The following is a 19970-nucleotide window of genomic DNA, read 5'->3' on the forward strand; positions in this document are numbered from 1 at the left end:
TCCGAGAAGGACGACAGATGCGCGCCATCCAGATCACCCAGTTCGGCGGTCCCGAGGTCCTGCGCCCGGTCGAGCTCCCCGACCCCGTTCCCGGCCCCGGACAGGTCGCGATCGAGGTCACCCGGGCCGGGGTCAACTACGCCGATACCCACCAGGCCGAGAACTCCTACCTCGCCCCCGCCTCCCTCCCCCTCGTCCCGGGGAGCGAGGTCGTCGGCCACACCCCCGAGGGGCGACGGGTCGTGGCCATGCTCGGCAGCGGCGGATACGCCGAGCGCGCGGTCGCCGACCCCAACCTGACCTTCGATGTCCCCGACAACGTTGACGACGCCGCCGCGCTCGCGCTGCTCGTCCAGGGGGCGACCGCGTGGGTGCTGCTGCGCCGCAACGTGCGGCTGGAGGCGGGGGAGTCCGTCGTCGTGCACGCGGCGGCCGGGGGCGTGGGGTCGCTGGCGGTCCAGCTCGCCCGCGCGTTCGGGGCCGGCCGTGTCATCGCCACCGCGAGCAGCCCGCAGAAGCGGAAGCTCGCCCTGGAACTCGGCGCCGACGTGGCCGTCGACTCGCGCGCCGAGGACATGACGGCCGCCCTGATCGAGGCCAACGGCGGTCGCCGGGTGGACACGGTGCTCGACATGACCGGCGGCCGGGTGACCGACGAGAGCCTGCGGGCGCTCGCGCCGTTCGGCCGGCTGGCCTTCTACGGGATGGCCTCCCGCGAGGAGCCCCGGCCCGTGCGCCCGGCCAACCTCATGCGTTTCTCCACGACGGTCAGCGGCATGTGGCTGCCGCACGCCTTCCTGCTGCCGGGTGACGTCGTGGGGCGGGCCATGACGGAGATGTTCGAGCTGGTCGGCGCGGGGAAGCTGCGCCCGGTGCTGGGGGGCGAGTACCCGCTGTCCCAGGCCCGCGCGGCCCACGAGGCGCTGCGCTCGCGCGCCACCACGGGCAAGCTCGTCCTCGACCCGACCCGCTGACCCCCGCGTCAGGAACGCAGCAGGGGCAGCAGGTCGGCCCCGGCCCGGGCGAGCTGTCCGGCCGTGTCGGGTCCCGGCAGCAGCACCACCGCGTCGGCGCCGGCCCGGTACAGCTCGCCGATCCGGGCCGCGCAGTCGCGCGGGGTGCCGACCACGGCGAGCTCGTCGATCCAGGCGTCGGGCAGCGCGCCGGCGCGCTCCTCCTCGGGCAGGTCCGCGAGTTCGCGGGCCTGCCCGGCGTAGCCCAGCGGTTCGAGGTGGGCCGCCCAGGCGGGGTCGGTGACCGCGGCGGCGATCGCGGGGCGCAGGGCGTCGCGGGCCTCGTCCAGGTCCTCGCCCACGTGGAACCAGGTGTAGGCGGCCAGGCGGTGCGGCCGGCGCGGGTCGGTGTGGCCTTCGGCGATGGCCCGGCGCGCCGCGGTGATGTAGGCGGGCGAGGCGGGTTCGGCCAGGAGGGTGCCGTCGGCGTGCCGCCCCGACACCTCCAGGGATTTCGGCCCGCGCACGCCGGCGAGGACCGGCGGCACCGCCTCGGGTGGGAACTCCAGTCGCACGCCGTCCAGCCGCACGTAACGTCCCTGGACGGTGACGGTCTCCCCGGCGAGCAGGGCCCGGACCGCGTCGAGGTGCTCGGCCAGCGCGGTCAACGGCGAGGCGGGCGCGGCCCCGACCTGGCGCATCCAGTCGCGCATGCCGTGGCCGAGACCGGCGATGAGGCGGCGCGGATGGAGGTCGGCGAGCGCGGCCAGCTCCATGGCGGTGAACGCGGCGTTGCGCACGACCGTGGGCAGGATCCCGATGCCCACGACGACGCGCTCGGTGGCCGCGAGGACGCTCGCGGCGGTGGCGACGCCGCCGGCGTAGAAGCAGTCCTCCACGATCCACACCTCGTCGAAGCCGGCGTGTTCGGCGTCGCGGGCGAGGGCGACCAGCCGGGAGGGCGGCAGCCGGCAGGGAAGTTGGAGACCGATGTCGGGACCCACGGCGTCCTCCTCGACTGGGCGTTGCCGGCAGCCTAGCCAGCGGGCGTGCGCCCGGCCAGGTGGGCGCTCCCCCCATTCGGCGTTAAGGACCCGTCAACGTCGCGCGCGCCCGCGTCAGGACCGCGTTAACACGCCCATTAACGCCGCAAATGCGCAGTTCAATCCTTCTGCCGGGCTTGTTCGAGCAGGGGGACGGTCCCCTGCCGGGCGCGGCGGAAAGGAGCGATCCCCGTGCTGGACGCCGTCTACATCGCCCTGACGCTCGCGTGCTTCGCGCTCGTCGGGCTGGTCGCCAGAGGGGTGGGACGGCTGTGACCCCCGTCCTGGAGATCACCGGCCTGGTCGTCGCGATCGCGCTGCTGGTCTACCTCGTCGTCGCCCTCGTCCTTCCCGAGAGGTTCTAGGCCGTGTCCGACACCTTGGCGGGGCTGCTCCAGATCGCCCTGCTGTTCTGCCTGCTCGCCGCCGTGTACGTCCCGTTGGGCGACCACATGGCGCGCGTCTACTCCTCCACCCGCCACCTCGCGGCCGAGCGCCTGGTCTACCGGCTGTGCGGGGTGCAGGCCGACACCGAGCAGCGCCCGGGGGCCTACCTGCGCGGTGTGCTCGCGTTCTCCCTGCTGTCGATCCTGCTGGTCTACCTGCTCCAACGGGTCCAGCAGTGGCTTCCCCTGTCCATCGGGATGGGTCCGGTCGACCCCGACCAGGCGTGGAACACCGCCGTGTCGTTCGCCGCCAACACCAACTGGCAGTCCTACTCGGGCGAGGCGGCGATGAGCCACCTCACCCAGATGGCCGGGCTGGCGGTGCAGAACTTCCTGTCGGCCGCGGTGGGCATGTCCGTGGCGATGGCGCTGGTGCGCGGCCTGATCCGGCGCCGCAGTGACACGCTCGGCAACTTCTGGGTGGACCTGGTCCGCACGGTCGTGCGCGTCCTGCTGCCGCTGTCCTTCGCCGGCGCGCTGGTGCTGGTCGCGGGCGGGGTGGTGCAGAACCTCTCCGGCCTGACCGAGCAGGCGACGCTCGGGGGCGGGACGCAGCTGGTTCCGGGCGGTCCGGTGGCCTCGCAGGAGGTCATCAAGGAGCTGGGCACCAACGGTGGCGGCTTCTTCAACGCCAACTCGGCGCACCCCTTCGAGAACCCCAGCGCCTGGACCAACCTGTTCGAGATCTTCCTGATCCTGCTCATCCCGGTGTCGCTGACCCGCACCTACGGGACGCTGCTGGCGCGGTCCGGGGCCGGTTCGCACCGCCACGGCCTGGCGATCCTCGGCGCGATGGCGACCCTGTTCTGCGTGTCGCTGGCCGCGACGACGGCGGCCGAGGTCCACGGCGGCGGTGCGGCGACGCAGGCTGCGGGCGCCGCGATGGAGGGCAAGGAGGTCCGTTTCGGCGAATGGGCGTCGGCGCTGTTCGCGACGGCCACGACCGGCACCTCCACCGGCGCGGTGAACTCCTTCCACGACTCCTTCACCCCGCTGGGCGGCGGAATGGTCCTGTTCAACATGCTGCTGGGCGAGGTCACGCCGGGCGGTGTGGGATCGGGCCTGTACGGGATGCTCGTGCTGGCGATGCTCGCGGTGTTCCTGGGCGGGCTGATGATCGGCCGCACCCCCGAGTACCTCGGCAAGCGGATCGGCGCCCGCGAGATCAAGCTGATCGCCCTGTTCGTCCTGACCACACCGGCGCTCGTGCTGGTGGGCACGGGGATCGCCATGGCGCTGCCGCAGGCGCGCGCCTCGATGGGCGACCCAGGTGCGCACGGCTTCACCGAGGTCCTCTACGCCTTCGCGTCGGGGGCCAACAACAACGGGAGCGCCTTCGCCGGTCTCGGCGCCGACACCTTCTTCTACAACACGGCGATCGGCCTGGCGATGCTGTTCGGCCGTTTCCTGCCGATCGTGTTCGCACTGACGCTGGCGGGCGCGCTGGCCGCCCAGCAGCCGGCTCCGGTCACCGCGGGCACGCTGCCCACCCACCGTCCCCTGTTCGTGACGATGGTCGTGGCCACCACGGTCATCGTCACCGGTCTCACCTTCTTCCCGGCGCTCGCGCTGGGGCCCATCGCGGAGGGGCTGCTCTGACATGTCCGACACCGATACCCTCACCCCCGCCCCCTCGGGCACCGACGGGTCGGCCGCGCCGGCTCCCTCCCGCGCGGACGCGGCGGCCGGCCGGCTGACCGCGCGGGCCGTGCTCGCGCAGGTGCCCGCCGCGCTGCGCAAGCTCGACCCCCGGTCGATGGCCGCCCAGCCGGTGATGTTCGTGGTGCTGGTGGGGTGCGTGCTGACCACCGTCTACTGCGTGGTGGAGCCGAGCGTCTTCGCGGTCGTGGTCACGCTGTGGCTGTGGGCGACCGTGATCTTCTCGAACCTGGCCGAGGCGATCGCCGAGGGCCGCGGCAAGGCGCAGGCGGACACGCTGCGCCAGGCCCGCCGCGAGACGACGGCGCGCCGGCTCGAGGGCGGCGTGGAGAACGTCGTCCCCGCGACCCGGCTGGGCGTGGGCGACCTGGTGGTGTGCGAGGCCGGTGACGTCATCCCCGGCGACGGCGACGTCGTCGAGGGGGTCGCCAGCGTGGACGAGTCCGCGGTCACCGGCGAGTCCGCCCCGGTGATCCGCGAGTCCGGGGGCGACCGCAGCTCGGTCACGGGCGGTACCACCGTCCTCAGCGACCGGATCGTCGTGCGGATCACCGCCGAGCCCGGCGCGACCTTCCTGGACCGGATGATCGCGCTGGTCGAGGGGGCCGACCGGCAGAAGACGCCCAACGAGATCGCGCTGGGGGCGCTGCTGGCCTCGCTGACGCTGTGCTTCCTGCTGGCCGTGGTGACGCTGTCCCCCTTCGCGGCCTACGCCTCGGGGGACGGTTCGGGCCCCTCCGTGCTGATCCTGGTGGCGCTGCTGGTGTGCCTCATCCCCACCACGATCGGCGCGCTGCTGCCGGCGATCGGCATCGCCGGCATGGACCGCCTGGTGCGGCGCAACGTGCTGGCGATGTCGGGCCGGGCGGTGGAGGCCGCCGGCAACGTGGACACGCTGCTGCTGGACAAGACCGGCACGATCACGCTGGGCAACCGCCAGGCGCACGCGCTCCTGCCCGCCGCCGGCGTGACCGCGCGGGAGCTGGCCGCGGCGGCGCTGGCCGCGAGCGCGGCCGACGAGACGCCGGAGGGCCGCAGCATCGTGGTGCTGTGCGAGCGCGAGACCGGCCCCGTCCCGCCGGCGCGGGAGGCCACCGCGGTGCCCTTCAGCGCCGAGAGCCGCATGAGCGGCATGGACCTGCCCGGGGGGCGCGGCGTCCGCAAGGGCGCGGCCTCGGCGGTGCGGCGCTGGGTCGAGGAGTCCGGCGGGACCTACGACGCCGCGGTGACCGAGGTGGTCGAGGCGATCGCCGCCGAGGGCGGGACCCCGCTGGTCGTCGCCGAAGGCGACGGCTCCACCGCCCGCGTCCTGGGCGTCGTCCACCTCAAGGACGTCGTCAAGCCCGGCCTGCGGGACCGGTTCGCGCGGCTGCGCGCGATGGGGATCCGCACGGTGATGGTCACCGGCGACAACCCGCGCACCGCGGGCGCGATCGCGGCCGAGGCCGGTGTCGACGACTTCCTGGCCGAGGCGACCCCCCAGGACAAGCTGGCCCTGATCAGGAGGGAGCAGGAGGGCGGGCGCCTGGTCGCGATGACCGGTGACGGCACCAACGACGCCCCCGCGCTGGCCCAGGCCGACGTCGGCGTGGCGATGAACACGGGCACGACCGCGGCCAAGGAGGCCGGCAACATGGTCGACCTGGACTCCGACCCGACCAAGCTCATCGACATCGTCGCGATCGGCAAGCAGCTGCTGATCACCCGCGGCGCGCTGACCACCTTCTCCGTCGCCAACGACGTCGCCAAGTACTTCGCGATCATCCCGGCCTTGTTCGCCGGGATGGCCGGCTACGAGGGGTTGGGGGCGCTCAACATCATGGGGCTGGCCAGCCCGGAGTCGGCGATCGTCTCGGCGGTGGTGTTCAACGCGCTGGTCATCGTCGCGCTGATCCCGTTGGCGTTGCGCGGCGTGCGCTACCGCGCGGGCGACGCGGCGACGATGCTCCGCCGCAACCTGCTGATCTACGGCCTGGGCGGCCTGATCACGCCCTTCGTCGGCATCAAACTCATCGACGTCGTCGTCTCCCTCATCCCCGGATTGGCCTGACATGTCCTCCACCTCTCCCTGGCTACGCCGCCACCTCGCCGCGGCGCGGGTCCTGCTCGTCATGACGGTGCTGCTCGGGGTCGCCTATCCGCTGGCGGTCACCGGCGTGGCCCAGCTCGTCTTCCCCCACCAGGCGGACGGCTCGCCCGTGACCCACGACGGCGAGGTCGTCGGTTCCGAACTGCTCGGACAGTCCTTCTCGGGGCCGCGGTGGTTCCACCCCCGCCCCTCGGCGGCCGGCGACGGCTACGACGGGTCGGCCAGCGGCGCCTCCAACCTCGGCCCCAACAACGAGGAGCTGACGGCCGCGGTCGAGGAGCGGCGGGCCACCGTGGCCGCGGAGAACGGCGTGGCGCCCGAGGAGGTGCCCGCCGACGCGCTGACGGCCAGCGGCAGCGGACTCGACCCGCACATCTCGCCGGCCTACGCCGACCTCCAGGCCGTCCGGGTGGCCCGGGCCCGGGGAATGGACCCGGGAGAGGTGCGCGCGCTGGTCCGCGAGCACACCACCGGCCGCGCCCTGGGCTTCCTCGGCGAGCCGGGCGTGAACGTGCTGACGCTGAACCTGGCCCTGGAGGACGCCTGAACCGCCGTGGCCGTGCCCCGGGACGCGCCACCCGGGGCGCGGCCGCGGCCTTTTCTCCAGGCAGCACAATGAGTGGTGTGGCACGTGGCAGACTCCGGATCTACCTGGGCGCGGCGCCCGGCGTCGGCAAGACCTACGCCGCGCTGAGCGAGGCGCGGCGTCGGCGGGAGCGCGGCACCGACATCGTCGTCGGTTTCGTCGAGACGCACGGGCGGCCCCGCACCGCCGAACTCCTCGAAGGGCTGGAGGTGGTCCCGCGGCGCACCCTGGTCCACCGTGGCGTGGCGTTCGAGGAGCTGGACGTGGCGGCGGTGATCGCCCGGGCCCCGCGGGTCGCGGTGGTCGACGAGCTCGCCCACACCAACGTGCCGGGGTCGCGCAACGCCAAACGCTGGCAGGACGTCGAGGAGCTGCTGGAGGCCGGCATCGACGTCATCTCCACCGTCAACATCCAGCACCTGGAGTCGCTCAACGACGTCGTGGAGCAGATCACCGGGGTGCGCCAGCGCGAGACGATCCCCGACGAGGTGGCGCGCCGGGCCGACCAGATCGAGTTGTGCGACATGTCGCCGCACGCGCTGCGCCGGCGCATGTCGCACGGCAACGTCTACCCGGTGGAGAAGATCGACGCCGCGCTGTCGAACTACTTCCGCGAGGGCAATCTGACCGCGCTGCGGGAGCTGGCGCTGCTGTGGGTCGCCGACCGGGTGGACGAAGGGCTGGCCCGCTACCGGGGCGAGCACAACATCCGCCTGACCTGGGAGGCCCGCGAACGGGTGGTGGTCGCGCTGACCGGCGGCCCCGAGGGCGAGACGCTGATCCGCCGCGCGGCGCGGATCGCCGCGCGCTCCCGTGGCGGCCGGCCCCAGCCCAGCCACCTCATGGGGGTTCACGTGGTCTCCGGCGACGGCCTGTCCTCGGCCGAGCCCGAGGCGCTGGCCCACCAGCGCCGGCTGCTGGAGCAGTTGGGCGGCACCTACCACCAGGTCCTGGGCGACGATGTGGCGGGCGCGCTGCTGGACTTCGCGCGCGGGGTCAACGCGACCCAGATCGTGCTGGGCTCCTCCCGCCGGCGCAGCTGGCAGTACGTGTTCGGGCCCGGCGTCGGGGCGACCGTGGCACGCGAGGCCGGTGACGTCGACGTGCACATCGTCCCCCACGAGCACGTGGGCAGCGGCATGGGGCTGCTGCCGCCGCCGGCGGCGGCCGGCCTGGGCCGGGCCCGCCGCGGGTGGGGGTGGGTGGTGGCGGCGCTGGCGCCGCCGCTGGTCGCGGCGGGGTTGTGGCTGCCGCCGCTGAACCTGCTCGGCCTGTCCACCGACATGATGCTGTTCCTGCTCATCACCGTGGCCGTGGCACTGATCGGCGGGCTGCGCCCGGCGGTGTTCTCGGCGCTGTGGGGCAGCACACTGCTCAACCTGCTGTTCACCCCTCCCCTGTACCGGTTGACGGTCGCCCAGCTCGACAACCTGGTGGCCTTGGTCGTCTCGGTCGTGGTGGGGGTGGTGGTGGCGCTGATCGTGGACGTGTCCACGCGCCGTTCGGCGCAGGCCGCCCGCGCCCGCGCCGAGGCGAGCACGCTCAGCCTCCTCGCCGGCAGCGTCCTCGGCGAGGAGGACCCGATCCCGGCGCTGCTACGGCGCATCACCGAGACGTTCGGGCAGCGTTCGGCGGCGCTGCTGGAGCAGGACGACACGGGGCGGTGGCGGCCCCTGGCGGGGGTCGGCTCCGACCCCTGCGACCGCCCTGAGGACGCCGACGTGCTGGTGTCGGTCGGCGACACGCTCGCGCTCGCGTTGCGCGGCCGGGTCCTGGCCGCCGGGGACCGCCGGGTGCTGGGCGCCTTCGCCACCCACCTGGGCATCGCGCTGGACCGCCAGCGGCTGGCCCGCGACGCCGCCGAGGCGCGCCGCCAGGCCGCGGGCAACCGGATCCGCACGGCGCTGCTCGCCGCGGTCTCCCATGATCTGCGCACGCCGTTGACCTCGATCAAGGCGAGCGTGTCGAGCCTGCGCGCCACCGACATCGACCTGGACGAGCGGGACCGGCGAGAGCTGCTGGAGAACATCGAGGAGTCCACCGACCGGCTCAACGGCCTCGTCGGCAACCTGCTCGACATGAGCCGCCTCCAGACCGACACCGTCCGGCCCAACGTCAAGGCGGTCGGCCTGGAGGAGATCGTCCCCGCCACGCTCATCGGCGTGCCCGCGCGGGCCGTGCTCGTCGAGGTCCCCGACGACCTGCCGCGCGTGGCCGTCGATCCGGGGCTGCTGGAGCGGGCGGTGGCCAACGTGGTGGAGAATGCCGTACGGCACAACCCTCCCGGCGCGGCCCCGGTGCGGATCGCCGCGAGCGCCCTCGGCGACACGGTGGAGCTGCGCGTGGCCGACCACGGCCCGGGTGTCCCCGACGAGTCCAAGGAGCGGATCTTCGAGGCGTTCCAGCGGCTCGGCGACGCTCCGCGGGGCACGGGCATCGGCCTGGGGCTGGCGGTGGCGCGCGGGTTCACCGAGGCGATGGAGGGCAGGCTGGCCGCCGAGGACACCCCCGGCGGGGGGCTGACCATGGTGTTCACGCTGCGTGGCGCGGACAAGGGACGGCACGGCGGAAAGGGGACCGGGTGATGCGGGTGCTCGTGGTCGACGACGACGCGCAGATCGTCCGCGCCATGCGGATCAACCTGCGGGCGCGCGGCTACGAGGTGGACACCGCCGCCGACGGCGCCGGCGCGCTGGAGGCCGCGGCCCGGCGCGCCCCCGACATCGTGCTGCTCGACCTGGGCCTGCCCGACATGGAGGGGATCGAGGTCATCGAGGGGCTGCGCGGCTGGTCGGCGGTGCCGATCATCGTGCTGTCCGCCCGGCACTCGGCCGGGGAGAAGGTGCGCGCGCTGGACGCGGGCGCCGACGACTACGTCACCAAGCCGTTCGGGATGGACGAGCTGCTGGCCCGGTTGCGCGCGGCGGCCCGGCGCGCGGTGCGCGTCGAGGAGGCGCCGGTCGTGCGCACCGCGACGTTCACCGTGGACCTCGGCGCCAAGCGGGTGCTGCGCGACGGCGGGGAGGTGCGGCTGACCCCCACCGAGTGGCACATCCTGGAGATCCTGGTGCGCAACGCCGGCCGGCTGGTCAGCCAGCGGCAGCTCCTGCACGACGTGTGGGGGCCGGCCTACCAGAGCGAGACGAACTACCTGCGCGTCTACCTGGCGCAGTTGCGCCGCAAGCTCGAAGCCGACCCCGCGCACCCGCGCCATCTCATCACCGAGGCGGGGATGGGGTATCGCTTCGAGCCCGGTGAGCCTCCCACGGAACAGGGCTGACCGCCGGGCGGACCGCGCTCCGCCCGGCGGCCGGCCGTCACCGGCGGTCGCGCAGGAACTTCTGGCGCGCCTTGTACAGGTGGTCGGGGTTGTCGGAGAACACGCCGTCCACCCCGGTCTCCAGGACCGCGGTGTAGTAGGCGCGGTGGTCGCCGTACTTGTCGGGCCGGGAGCCCTTGTCGTAGCCGTCGGGCAGGTGGGCGTTCTCGCTGCGCAGCGTGTAGGGGGTGACGAGCAGCCCCCGGTCGTGGGCGTCGGCGACCAGCGAGGTGGGCTCACCCGCGCGGCCGTCGGGTCCGGTGGGCAGGACCAGCGAGATCGTCGGGCCGATCGCGTCGGCGTAGCCGGCCACCTCGTCCAGCCCCTCGGGGGTGGTCAGCTCGCGCTGGCCGCCGCTGATGAGCTGGACGATCCGCACGTCGGTGCGCCGGTCGAGTTCGCGGGCGCTGTCGGGCTCGAACGACTGGAGGACCACGGGGTCGTCCTCGTCGGTGAGCCCGCGCTCGGCGAGGGCGTCGGTGACCTTCTCCTCCAGGTCCAGGCCGATGGAGTCGAAGTAGGCGCCGTGCTTGAGCTCGGGGATGATCGGGATCTGCCGGCCGTGGCGGCGGGACAGCTCCTCGCGCAGGTCGAGGATCTCCTCGAAGGTGGGGATCTCGTAGCGGCCGTCGTAGCGGCTGCTGCCGGGGCGGATGTCGGGGATGCGTTCGACGGCCCGCAGCGTCTTGAGCTCGGCGAGGGTGAAGTCCTCGGCGAACCAGCCGGTGACGCTCACGCCGTCGATGACCTTGGTGGTCCTGCGGTCGGCGAACTCGGGGTGGTCGGCGACGTCGGTGGTCCCGCCCAGCTCGTTCTCGTGCCGCGAGACGAGGTGGCCGTCCTTGGTGGCGACCAGGTCGGGTTCGAAGAAGTCGGCGCCCTGGCGCACCGCCAGCTCGTAGGCGGCGAGCGTGTGCTCGGGCCGGTAGGCCGAGGCTCCCCGGTGGCCGATGACCCACGGCGTCTCCACCAGGGACTCCTCGCCCCCGGCGGTGTCGGCCGCGGCGGGGGCCGCCACGGTGGTCAGCCCCGCGCCGAGGAGAAACAAGGTGGTCAGAGCGCCGGTCCAGGCCCGCGCCGGTGCGTTGCGCCGCATGGTTCTCCCTCGCGTTCGGTGACGATGCGAACGGGGGAACCCTGCCGGGTCGGCGCGTCCCCCCGACCCCTGCCGATTGAACGACATCCCACGGGCGGTTGAACGCTGGCGGGCGCGGCCGGGAGCGGCCAGGCGCGCGGCCGCGGTCACGGCGCGTCGTGGAGGGGGCGGACCGCGGCCGGGGAGCGAGGGCCGGTCAGCAGCTGCCGAAGTCCATCAGCGTCGCGAAGGAGGCGCTGGAGGCGCCACCGCGGTTGGCGACGGCGATCGCCATGATCGGGGCGAGGGCGCGGGCCCAGGCCAGCAGCCGCTCGGTGGGGACGCCGACGCCCGTGGCGAGGATGGCGGCGCGGTGTTCGATCTCCTCGACCGACTCGACGCGCCACAGCGCCCAGTCGGCCGCGTCGGCGGCGGCGTCTCCCAGGCAGCCGCGCGGGTCGACCGCGACCAGGCCGCGCTCGGGGCCGCCGTCGAGGACGTTGCCGGGGTGCAGGTCGCCGTGGAGCGGAACGAGGTCGTCCTCGCCCGAGGCGAGGGCGCGGGCGCGGGCGTGGCCGTGGTGCAGCACGGAGGCGGGCACGAACTCGGCGGCCAGTCCGTCGGCCCGGTAGCGTTCCCACAGGTCGAAGACGAAGTGGATGCGGCTGTGCAGCGGGTGCAGGCGCCCCCGGTCGCGTTCGGGGATGTCGGCGCCGTGCAGGTCGGCGATGAGCGCGGCGATCTCCTCCACGGTCGGCGCTCGCTCGGCCTCGGCGATGGAGCGCCCCGGTGAGATCGCCTCCATCAGCAGGCCGCCGCGCCGCCCGTCGACCTGCCACACCTCCGGTACCCGCCGGGTGCCCTCCCACAGCCGCAGGATCTGCGCCTCGTTGCGGATCAACCGGGGTTCGGGGCCGACCTTGAGCACGGCGGGGGTGCCGTCCTCGCGCCGGCAGTACAGGACCACCGAGGTGGCGCCGTGGGGCGCGGGTCCGTCGATGGTCAGTCCCCACTCGCGGGCGATCTCATCGACCAGCGCGGGCATCGCGGCCAGCCAGTTCCGTGCTCCGGCGCCGAAGCGTCGTACCAGCCTGTCTCGCTGTTCGTCATCGACCAACTGCGCTGTGACGTCGCTCATAGGGTCCACCTTATGCATCCGCGCCGCGGCCGATTCGGGGTGCGTCCGGTGCCCGCGGCACGCCGGGGGTCGGCGTGACCTGCGCGGCGTCCCGGTACCCGCGGTGTCCCCAGGGCCGCGGCCGGCCTGGTCCCGTCGCGTCCGGAACCGGACTCCTGACTGCCTTCCTGCCCGCCTCGGCGGCGACGAATCCCCTTTGGGGGGTGCCGTTCGCAACACGCCCGATGTCGTGGGCTGCCCCGCCTCCCCCGAGCGGCGTGGGAGCGTGAACGCGCCCGGGGGAGGCGCCACTTGACGACCACATACCCCCAGGGGGTATAAAGCGGATGATGACACCCGATCTCGGGAGGCCGATATGGGACCCGATGACCACGCCCGGCACCACGCGGCGGCGCCCGCCTCCACCGGAGACCCCGCGCCCGCCACCACCCCGGGCCACGGCCAGCACGCCGGCCACGACGGCCCACACGGGCACGGCGACCACGCGGCGGCGTTCCGCTCCCGCTTCCTATGGAACCTGCTGCTCGCCATCCCCGTCGTGGCCACCAGCCACATGGTCGCCGGATGGTTCGGATACTCCGTTCCGCACTGGGCCGCCTGGATCCCGCCCGTCCTGGGCACCGTGATCTTCGGCTACGGCGGCTGGCCCTTCCTCAGCGGCGCCGTCGGCGAACTGCGCGCCCGCCGGCCGGGCATGATGACGCTCGTCGCGCTGGCGATCACCGTCGCCTTCGTCGCCGGGCTGTTCTCCGCCGCCGGGCTGGCCGGACCCGCGCTGGACTTCTGGTGGGAGCTCGCCCTGCTCGTGGTCATCATGCTGCTGGGCCACTGGCTGGAGATGCGGGCGCTGGGCCAGGCATCAGGCGCGCTGGAGGCCCTCGCCGAGCTCCTGCCGGACACCGCCGAGCGGATCGCCGAGGACGGGAGCGTCGAGGAGGTGGGACTGGGCGAGTTGCGCGTGGGTGACACCGTCCTGGTCCGCTCCGGCGGCCGGGTCCCCGCCGACGGCACGGTCATGGACGGTTCGGCCGCGATGGACGAGTCGATGATCACCGGGGAGTCGCGGACCGTGACCCGCCGCGCGGGCGAGCGGGTCGTGGCGGGAACCGTGGCCACCGACTCCGCCGTCCGGGTGCGCGTCTCGGCGGTCGGCGAGGACACCGCGCTGGCCGGAATCCGGCGGCTGGTCGCCGAGGCGCAGGAGTCGCGTTCGCGCGCCCAGGCGCTGGCCGACCGCGCCGCGGCGGCCCTGTTCTGGTTCGCCCTGGTCGCGGGCGCGCTCACCTTCGCCGCCTGGTCGCTGCTGGGGCCGCTGTCCGACGCCGTGGAACGGACCGTGACCGTCTTGGTGATCGCCTGCCCGCACGCGCTCGGCCTGGCGATCCCACTGGTCATCGCCATCTCGACGACGATGTCGGCGCGCGCGGGCATCCTGGTCAAGGACCGCTTGGCGCTGGAGCGCACGCGCGCGGTGGACGTGGTGCTGTTCGACAAGACCGGCACGCTCACCCGCGGCCGGCCCACGGTCACCGGCGTCGCCGCCGCCTCCGGCCACGACGAGGAGGAGGTGCTGGCACTGGCCGGCGCCGCCGAGGCCGACTCCGAGCACCCCTTGGCCCGGGCGATCACGCGCGCCGCCCGCGAGCGGGGCCGAGTCCCCTCGGCGAGCGGCTTTCACTCCCTCACCGGCCGCGGCGTGCGCGCCGAGGTCGACGGCGCGCGGATCGAGGTCGGCGGTCCGGCCCTGCTCGCCGAGTCGGGCGCGGCCGAGCCCGCTGAACTCGTCGAACGCACCCGCGGCTGGCGGGAGCGGGGGGCCACCGTCCTGCACGTGCTGCGCGACGGCGCGGTGACCGGCGCGCTGGCGTTGGCCGACGAGGTCCGGCCGGAGTCCCGCCAGGCCGTGACGGAACTGCACGACCAGGGGGTGCGCGTGGCGATGGTGACCGGCGACGCCCGGCCCGTGGCCGACGCGGTGGCGGCCGAACTCGGCGTCGACGAGGTGTTCGCCGAGGTGCTGCCCGAACAGAAGGACCAGGTGGTGCGCGACCTACAGCGGAGAGGACACCGGGTGGCGATGGTCGGCGATGGCGTGAACGACGCGCCCGCGCTGGCCCGCGCCGACGTCGGCATCGCGATCGGCGCGGGAACCGACGTCGCGATCGAGTCGGCGGGCGTGGTGCTGGCCTCGGACGACCCGCGCGGCGTGCTGGCGGTCCGCCGCCTCTCGGCGGCCGGGTACCGCAAGATGTGGCAGAACCTGCTGTGGGCGGCGGGCTACAACGTCATCTCGGTGCCGCTGGCGGCGGGGGTGCTGGCGTCGATCGGCTTCGTCCCCCCACCCGCGGTGGGCGCCGTGGTGATGAGCCTGTCGACGATCGTGGTCGCGCTCAACGCCCAGCTCCTGCGCCGGGTGGACCTGTCGCCCGGTAGGTGATGCGCTGCCGCGCCGCCGCGCGGGCGGGACCCGCGCGGCGGCGCGACGCTCATCCGGTACGGGGGCGTTCCTGACGGGGAGCGGCTCAGGCGGCCAGCCGCGACGTCGCCGCGCGGTGCTGGGCCAGCAGCGTGTCCACCACGACGTCGGAGGGCCACAGCGGCGCGGTCACGGCCGTGGCGTCGAGTTCGCGGAGACGCTCGCCGTCGGCGCCGTCGACCAGGCGCCAGGCGGCGACGGCGACCCGCGGGTTGCCGTTGCGGCGCAGCCGCGCCACGGCGTCGGAGACCGAGGGCGCCCAGGTTCCCAGGTGCCCGACCTGGACGGGTGAGTGCACCCTGCGGCTGAGCATCCGCGCGACCGCGGCCACCTGCTGGCGCTCGTCCTGGTCGCGGATGCCGTCGGCGGCGAGGACGACACCGTCGCCGGGCCGCCAGCCGGCCTGCTCCAGGCGGACCGCCAGGTTGGCGACGATCGAGGGGACGGCGCCCAACGGGGCCGTCGCGCAGGCGTCGAAACGGTCGGCGAGGTTCAGTCCGGCGAAGAGCTCGGAGCTGGCGTGGTCGCCACCGGCCAGGAAGGCCGGGACGGCGACGAGCGGTCCCTCCAGCGCCTCGACGGCGGTCTTCAGGTCGGTGTCGGAGCCGAAGGCGGTCACCACGGGAGCCTCTCCACGACTCGCGATCGCCTCGGCGAGGTCCCCCAGCGCCTCCCTGCGCTGCGGGTCGTGAGAACCGTCGGCCACCAGCAGCATCGTCGGAACCATGTCCGTCTCCTTAAAAATCGCCGAGAACGCCCACTCGGTATTGACGAGCGTAAAGATCACGGGTTTCACCCGAATGACCTCGTGTTACACACGTGAAAACAGCGTCTAATCACGACGTCCAAACGACCCAAAGGGGCGGCAAAGATCACCCGAGGTGACTCCGGAGCTCGTTCCGGGAAAAACGACGGCCGCAGGACCAGGCCCTACTTCCGCACGATAGCAACGATATACGGGGGGATTTCCTTTTTCCACAGCGGGGTGCTGTTATCGCCATCACTTCCTCCGCGGTCGCCTCCGGAGCGGGATCGCCTGAGTCTCCGACGCTCTCGCTAAGCCGGCGACTTTACTACCCGACCTCTCTAGAGAGGTTCGCGTGATTGAGATTGGCAATTAACCGCCCCGCACTGGGAAATGGGAAATACCCATCTGGACGGATGATTAACATCAGCACCGGCCTCCCGGGCACGGACTGTCGGCACACGACGCTCTCGCGTCAACGATTGCGCTGCCCAGGACACCCGCCACTTCCACCTTGGCCGCCCCCGGCCAGGTCGCCCGCGCAGGCGGGCCAATGATCCGTCACCGGATCCGCGCGCAATTTCACGTCTCGCGTTCCCACGCTCCCACCGGCGCTCCCGCCGGCGCGCACCCCTCCGCCGCCTTCTCATCGCCTTCTCGTCTCCTTAACCCCCCGTTAGGGCGCTCGCCAGCACAGTTGTTGCGCCGGGCGACACCGCCGGCCATCCCACCCGACCCCGTGGAGGATCCCTGTGACCCTGGATGACGTAGCGACCCCGCGTCCCCCGCGCGCCGCCGGGGACGGGCCCGGCCGGCTTCGCATCGCGCTGTACTCCCACGACGCCCAGGGCCTGGGCCACACGCGCCGCAACCTCGCCCTCGCCTCGGCCCTCGGCGCGCTGGAGCCGCGCCCCGACGTGCTCCTGCTCACCGGGGCGCCCGAGGCCGCGGCGTTCGGCCGTCCCCCGGGCTGTGACGTGGTCGGCCTGCCCGCGCTGGGCAAGGACCCCGACGGGGAGTACGCCGCCCGTCACCTCTCCGCCGACCTCGCCGACCTCATCTCGCTGCGCTCGGCGATCCTGTCCTCGACGCTTCGCTCCTTCACCCCCGACCTGCTCATCGTCGACAAGCACCCGCGCGGCGTGTTCGGCGAGCTGGAACCGGCGCTGCGCGTCCTGTGGCGCGGCCCCACACGCGTCGTCCTGGGTCTGCGCGACGTCTTAGACGCCCCCTCCGCCGCCGCGGCCGACTGGGAACGCGCCCGCGGCACCAGCGCGCTGCGCCGCTACTACGACGCCGTGTGGTGCTACGGCGACCCGACGCTCAGCGACCCCACGGCCGACCTCGGCCTGCCCGCCGACCTCGCCGCGCGCGTCACCCACACCGGCTACCTGGTGCCCGACCGCGGGCGGAGCGGCGCGCCCGCGCCGATGCAGACCCCCTTCGTGCTGGGACTGGCCGGCGGCGGCGCCGACGGCGCCCGCCTGGCCGAGGCGTTCGTCTCCGCCCCGCTGCCCGCGGGGGTGCACGGGGTGTTCGTCACCGGACCGCACATGCCGCCGGCGCGGCGCCGGGCGGTGGAGGCCCTGGCGGCCGGCCGCGCCGACATGAGCGTGCGCGAGTTCGCCCCCGACCTCGCCCCCTGGCTGGAACACGCCTCCGCCGTGGTGTCGATGGGCGGCTACAACACCGTCTGCGAGGCCCTGGCGGGCACCGCCCCGCTGCTGGTGGTGCCACGGGTGCGGCCACGGGCCGAACAGCTCGTCCGCGCCCTGCGGCTGGCCGGGGCCGGACTGCTCGACCTGCTGCACCCGGCGGCGCTCACCCCCTCGGGGATCGGGGCGTGGGTGGGCGAGGCGCTGGAACGTCCGCGCCGGCCGCGCGGCGGAGCCGACCTGGAGGGGCTGGCCCGCATCCCCGAACTGGCCCGGAAGCTGATCGACTCCCCGGCCTTCGCTCCCACCGCCTCCTGACCGTCCCTGTCCTGTCGGACAGGCATCCCCCGAAAGGACCCGTCATGTCCCTCTCGTCGCCCGGCGGCGCCACCGGACACCGGATCGGCTACGTGCTGAAGATGTACCCGCGCTTCTCCGAGACCTTCGTCGTCACCGAGGTCCTGGCCCGGGAGGCCCGCGGGGCCGACATCGAGCTGTTCTCGCTGCGCCTGCCCAACGACGGCCGCTTCCACGACACCCTGTCGCGGGTCCAGGCCCCCGTCACCTACCTGCCGCACACGCGGCTGCGCGCCGCGGAGCTGTGGGAGACGCTGGCCCGGGTCAACGCGCTGCGCCCCATCGGCCCCGACGCGCTCACCGCCCTGCTCGCCGCCGACGCCCGCGACGCCGCCCAGGCCATGGAGCTGGCCGTGCACGTCACCGAGCGGGGCATCACCCACCTGCACGCCCACTTCGGCTCGGTCGCCACGACCGTGGCCCGGCTGACCTCGCTGATCACGGGGGTGCCCTACTCGTTCACCGCCCACGCCAAGGACATCTTCCACGCCTCGGTGGAGCCGGCCGACCTGGCCGCCAAACTCGCCGACGCCCACCACGTGGTCACCGTCAGCGACTACAACGTCGGCCACCTCACCGACCGCTACGGGAGCGCGGCGCGGCGGGTGTACCGGGTCTACAACGGCCTGGACCTCTCCGCGCACCCCTACCGCGACCCCGTCGACCGTCTCCCGCTGATCGCCGCGGTGGGCCGCCTGGTCGAGAAGAAGGGGTTCGACGTGCTGCTGGAGGCGTGCGCCCTGCTGGTGGCGCGTGGCGTGCGGTTCCGCTGCCGCATCGCGGGGACGGGCGCGCTGGCCGGCGAGCTGACCGCGCTGGCCGAACGGCTCGGCCTGGCCGGGACGGTGGAGTTCACCGGTCCGCTCCCCCAGCCCCGGGTCCGTGAGCTGGTCGGCGCGGCCGCGGTGTTCGCGGCGCCGTGCGTCGTGGGCTCCGACGGCAACGCCGACGGGCTGCCGACCGTGCTGCTGGAGGCGATGGCGCTGGGCACCCCGTGCGTGTCCACCGACGTCACCGGCATCCCCGAGGTGGTGCGCGACGGCGAGACCGGGCTCGTGGTGGCCCAGCGGGACCCGGCCGCCCTGGCCGACGCGCTCGCCGCGCTGCTGGCCGACCCGACGCTGCGGGTCGGCCTGGCGCGGGCGGGCCGCGCACTGGTCGAGCGGGAGTTCGACGCCGCCGTCCAGGCCGGCCGGCTCGACGCGCTCCTGCCCCCGCCCCCGGTGACCGGACCTCCCGTGCCCGCCGCCGTCGCGGCCCTGTGACCAGCCCCGTCAAGGAGGACAACGTGCGAATCGCCTATGTGTGCGCCGACCCCGGCATCCCGGTGTTCGGCTCCAAGGGGGCCTCCATCCACGTCCAAGAGGTCCTGCGGGTCCTGCTGGCGCGCGGCGCGCGCGTCGAGCTGTTCTGCATGCGCACGGGCGGCCCGCCGCCCGCCGACCTCGCCGGCATCCCCGTGCACGAGGTCGCGCCGGCGCGCACCGGTGACACGGCCACGCGCGAGCGCATGACGATGCGCGCCGCCGCGGCCCTGGAGAACCTGATGGAGGCCGCCGGCCCCTACGACCTGGTCTACGAGCGCTACGCGCTGTGGGGCGGGTTCGCGTTGGAGCGGGCGAGCGCGGCCGGGGTGCCCGGCGTGCTGGAGGTCAACGCCCCGTTGATCGAGGAGCAGGCCGAGCACCGCGGCCTGGTCCACCGGCGCGGCGCCGAGGCGATCCTGTCGCGCGCCCTCACCGTGGCCTCGGCCGTGGTGTGCGTGTCGGGACCGGTCGCGGAGTGGGTGCTGGCCCACGGCGCGCCCCCGCAGCGGGTCCACGTCATCCCCAACGGCGTGGACGTGCGACGGTTCCGGCCCGCCGACCGGGAACCCGGCGGCCCGTTCACCGTCGGCTTCACCGGTTCCCTCAAGCGCTGGCACGGCGTGGACGTGCTGGTGGGCGCGTTCGCCCGGATGCGCGGGGACGACGCGCGGCTGCTGATCGTCGGCGACGGCCCCGAGGCCGCGTCGCTGCGCGACCTCGCCCACCGGCTGGGCGTCGCCGAGCGGGTCGAGTTCACCGGGGCGCTCCCGCCCGACCGGGTGCCCGCGCAACTGCGCCGGATGCACGTGGCCGCGGCGCCCTACCGGGCCGAGGGCGGACACTACTTCTCACCGCTGAAGCTCTATGAGTACCTGGCGGCGGGCCTGCCCGTGGTCGCCGGCGACGTCGGCCAGATCGGCCAGGTCGTCGTCCCCGGCTCCAACGGCCTCCTGGTCCCCGGCGGCGACGCCCCCGCGCTGGCCGCCGCGCTGGAGTCCCTGCGCGACGACCCCGCGGCGCGCGCCCGGATGCGCGCCGCCGCCCGCCGCACCGCCCTGGGGCACACCTGGGAGGCGGTCGTGGAACGCACGCTGGCCGTCGCCGGTCCGATCGCGGTATGAC

The 19970-nt window shown here is 74.1% G+C and carries 15 protein-coding genes; 11 read left to right on the forward strand and 4 right to left on the reverse strand.

Going from position 1 to position 19970, the window contains the following annotated elements; translation table 11 throughout:
• Positions 1–17 precede the first annotated feature (17 nt).
• The gene (locus tag B5D66_RS10530) at positions 18–974 is read left to right on the forward strand and encodes a quinone oxidoreductase family protein (RefSeq protein ID WP_078761505.1); all 957 of its coding nucleotides are present in this window, start codon (positions 18–20) and stop codon (positions 972–974) included.
• Between the two features lie 8 nt (positions 975–982).
• Here B5D66_RS10530 and B5D66_RS10535 read toward each other — a convergent pair whose 3' ends face one another.
• Positions 983–1957 (reverse strand): LLM class flavin-dependent oxidoreductase, encoded by a 975-nt coding sequence (locus B5D66_RS10535; protein ID WP_078761506.1) that lies wholly within the window; start codon positions 1955–1957, stop codon positions 983–985.
• Positions 1958–2268: 311 nt separating this feature from the next.
• Between B5D66_RS10535 and kdpF the strand changes: the two genes are divergently transcribed.
• The 6 genes from kdpF to B5D66_RS10565 all read left to right on the forward strand — a co-directional run bounded on the left by kdpF (position 2269) and on the right by B5D66_RS10565 (position 10056).
• On the forward strand, positions 2269–2361 hold the full coding sequence (gene kdpF, locus B5D66_RS25720; protein ID WP_200813608.1) for a K(+)-transporting ATPase subunit F: 93 nt from the start codon (positions 2269–2271) through the stop codon (positions 2359–2361).
• 3 nt (positions 2362–2364) lie between these two features.
• Complete coding sequence (gene kdpA / locus B5D66_RS10545) at positions 2365–4041, forward strand: potassium-transporting ATPase subunit KdpA (RefSeq protein WP_078761508.1); 1677 nt, start codon at positions 2365–2367, stop codon at positions 4039–4041.
• Position 4042: 1 nt separating this feature from the next.
• Complete coding sequence (kdpB, locus tag B5D66_RS10550) at positions 4043–6151, forward strand: potassium-transporting ATPase subunit KdpB (protein ID WP_078761509.1); 2109 nt, start codon at positions 4043–4045, stop codon at positions 6149–6151.
• A gap of 1 nt (position 6152) precedes the next feature.
• Positions 6153–6737, forward strand: a complete 585-nt coding sequence (kdpC, locus tag B5D66_RS10555; RefSeq protein WP_078761510.1) for a potassium-transporting ATPase subunit KdpC — start codon at positions 6153–6155, stop codon at positions 6735–6737.
• A 68-nt stretch (positions 6738–6805) separates the two neighbouring features.
• On the forward strand, positions 6806–9361 hold the full coding sequence (locus B5D66_RS10560) for an ATP-binding protein (protein WP_078761511.1): 2556 nt from the start codon (positions 6806–6808) through the stop codon (positions 9359–9361).
• Positions 9361–10056 carry a response regulator gene (locus B5D66_RS10565; RefSeq protein WP_078761512.1) on the forward strand — a complete coding sequence of 232 codons (696 nt, stop codon included), beginning with the start codon at positions 9361–9363 and terminating at the stop codon, positions 10054–10056. The genes B5D66_RS10560 and B5D66_RS10565 overlap by 1 nt, the downstream gene beginning before the upstream one ends.
• A 37-nt stretch (positions 10057–10093) precedes the next feature.
• Here B5D66_RS10565 and B5D66_RS10570 read toward each other — a convergent pair whose 3' ends face one another.
• Both B5D66_RS10570 and B5D66_RS10575 read right to left on the reverse strand, forming a co-directional pair.
• On the reverse strand, positions 10094–11191 hold the full coding sequence (locus tag B5D66_RS10570) for a glycerophosphodiester phosphodiesterase (RefSeq protein ID WP_078761513.1): 1098 nt from the start codon (positions 11189–11191) through the stop codon (positions 10094–10096).
• Between the two features lie 196 nt (positions 11192–11387).
• Positions 11388–12308, reverse strand: coding sequence for an aminoglycoside phosphotransferase family protein (locus B5D66_RS10575; protein WP_078761514.1), 921 nt, complete (start codon positions 12306–12308; stop codon positions 11388–11390).
• Between the two features lie 355 nt (positions 12309–12663).
• Here B5D66_RS10575 and B5D66_RS10580 point away from each other — a divergent pair, with 355 nt between their 5' ends.
• A complete protein-coding gene (locus B5D66_RS10580) occupies positions 12664–14745 on the forward strand; it encodes a heavy metal translocating P-type ATPase (protein WP_078761515.1) in 2082 nt (693 codons plus the stop codon).
• Between the two features lie 85 nt (positions 14746–14830).
• On the opposite strand, the gene B5D66_RS10585 is transcribed toward B5D66_RS10580, so the two are convergent.
• Entirely contained in the window at positions 14831–15511 is a 681-nt protein-coding gene (locus tag B5D66_RS10585; RefSeq protein WP_078761516.1) for a sirohydrochlorin chelatase, read from the reverse strand.
• Between the two features lie 770 nt (positions 15512–16281).
• Here B5D66_RS10585 and B5D66_RS10590 point away from each other — a divergent pair.
• From B5D66_RS10590 to B5D66_RS10600, 3 genes are read left to right on the forward strand one after another with little or no spacing between them, the layout of a single operon-like run.
• The gene (locus tag B5D66_RS10590; protein ID WP_078761517.1) at positions 16282–17502 is read left to right on the forward strand and encodes a glycosyltransferase family protein; all 1221 of its coding nucleotides are present in this window, start codon (positions 16282–16284) and stop codon (positions 17500–17502) included.
• A 44-nt stretch (positions 17503–17546) separates the two neighbouring features.
• The gene (locus B5D66_RS10595) at positions 17547–18806 is read left to right on the forward strand and encodes a glycosyltransferase (protein ID WP_078761518.1); all 1260 of its coding nucleotides are present in this window, start codon (positions 17547–17549) and stop codon (positions 18804–18806) included.
• A 23-nt stretch (positions 18807–18829) separates the two neighbouring features.
• On the forward strand, positions 18830–19969 hold the full coding sequence (locus B5D66_RS10600) for a glycosyltransferase (RefSeq protein WP_078761711.1): 1140 nt from the start codon (positions 18830–18832) through the stop codon (positions 19967–19969).
• The last annotated feature ends 1 nt before the right edge of the window (position 19970 follow it).

It is taken from the genome of Marinactinospora thermotolerans DSM 45154 (assembly GCF_900167435.1).
GTDB classification, from domain to species: domain Bacteria; phylum Actinomycetota; class Actinomycetes; order Streptosporangiales; family Streptosporangiaceae; genus Marinactinospora; species Marinactinospora thermotolerans.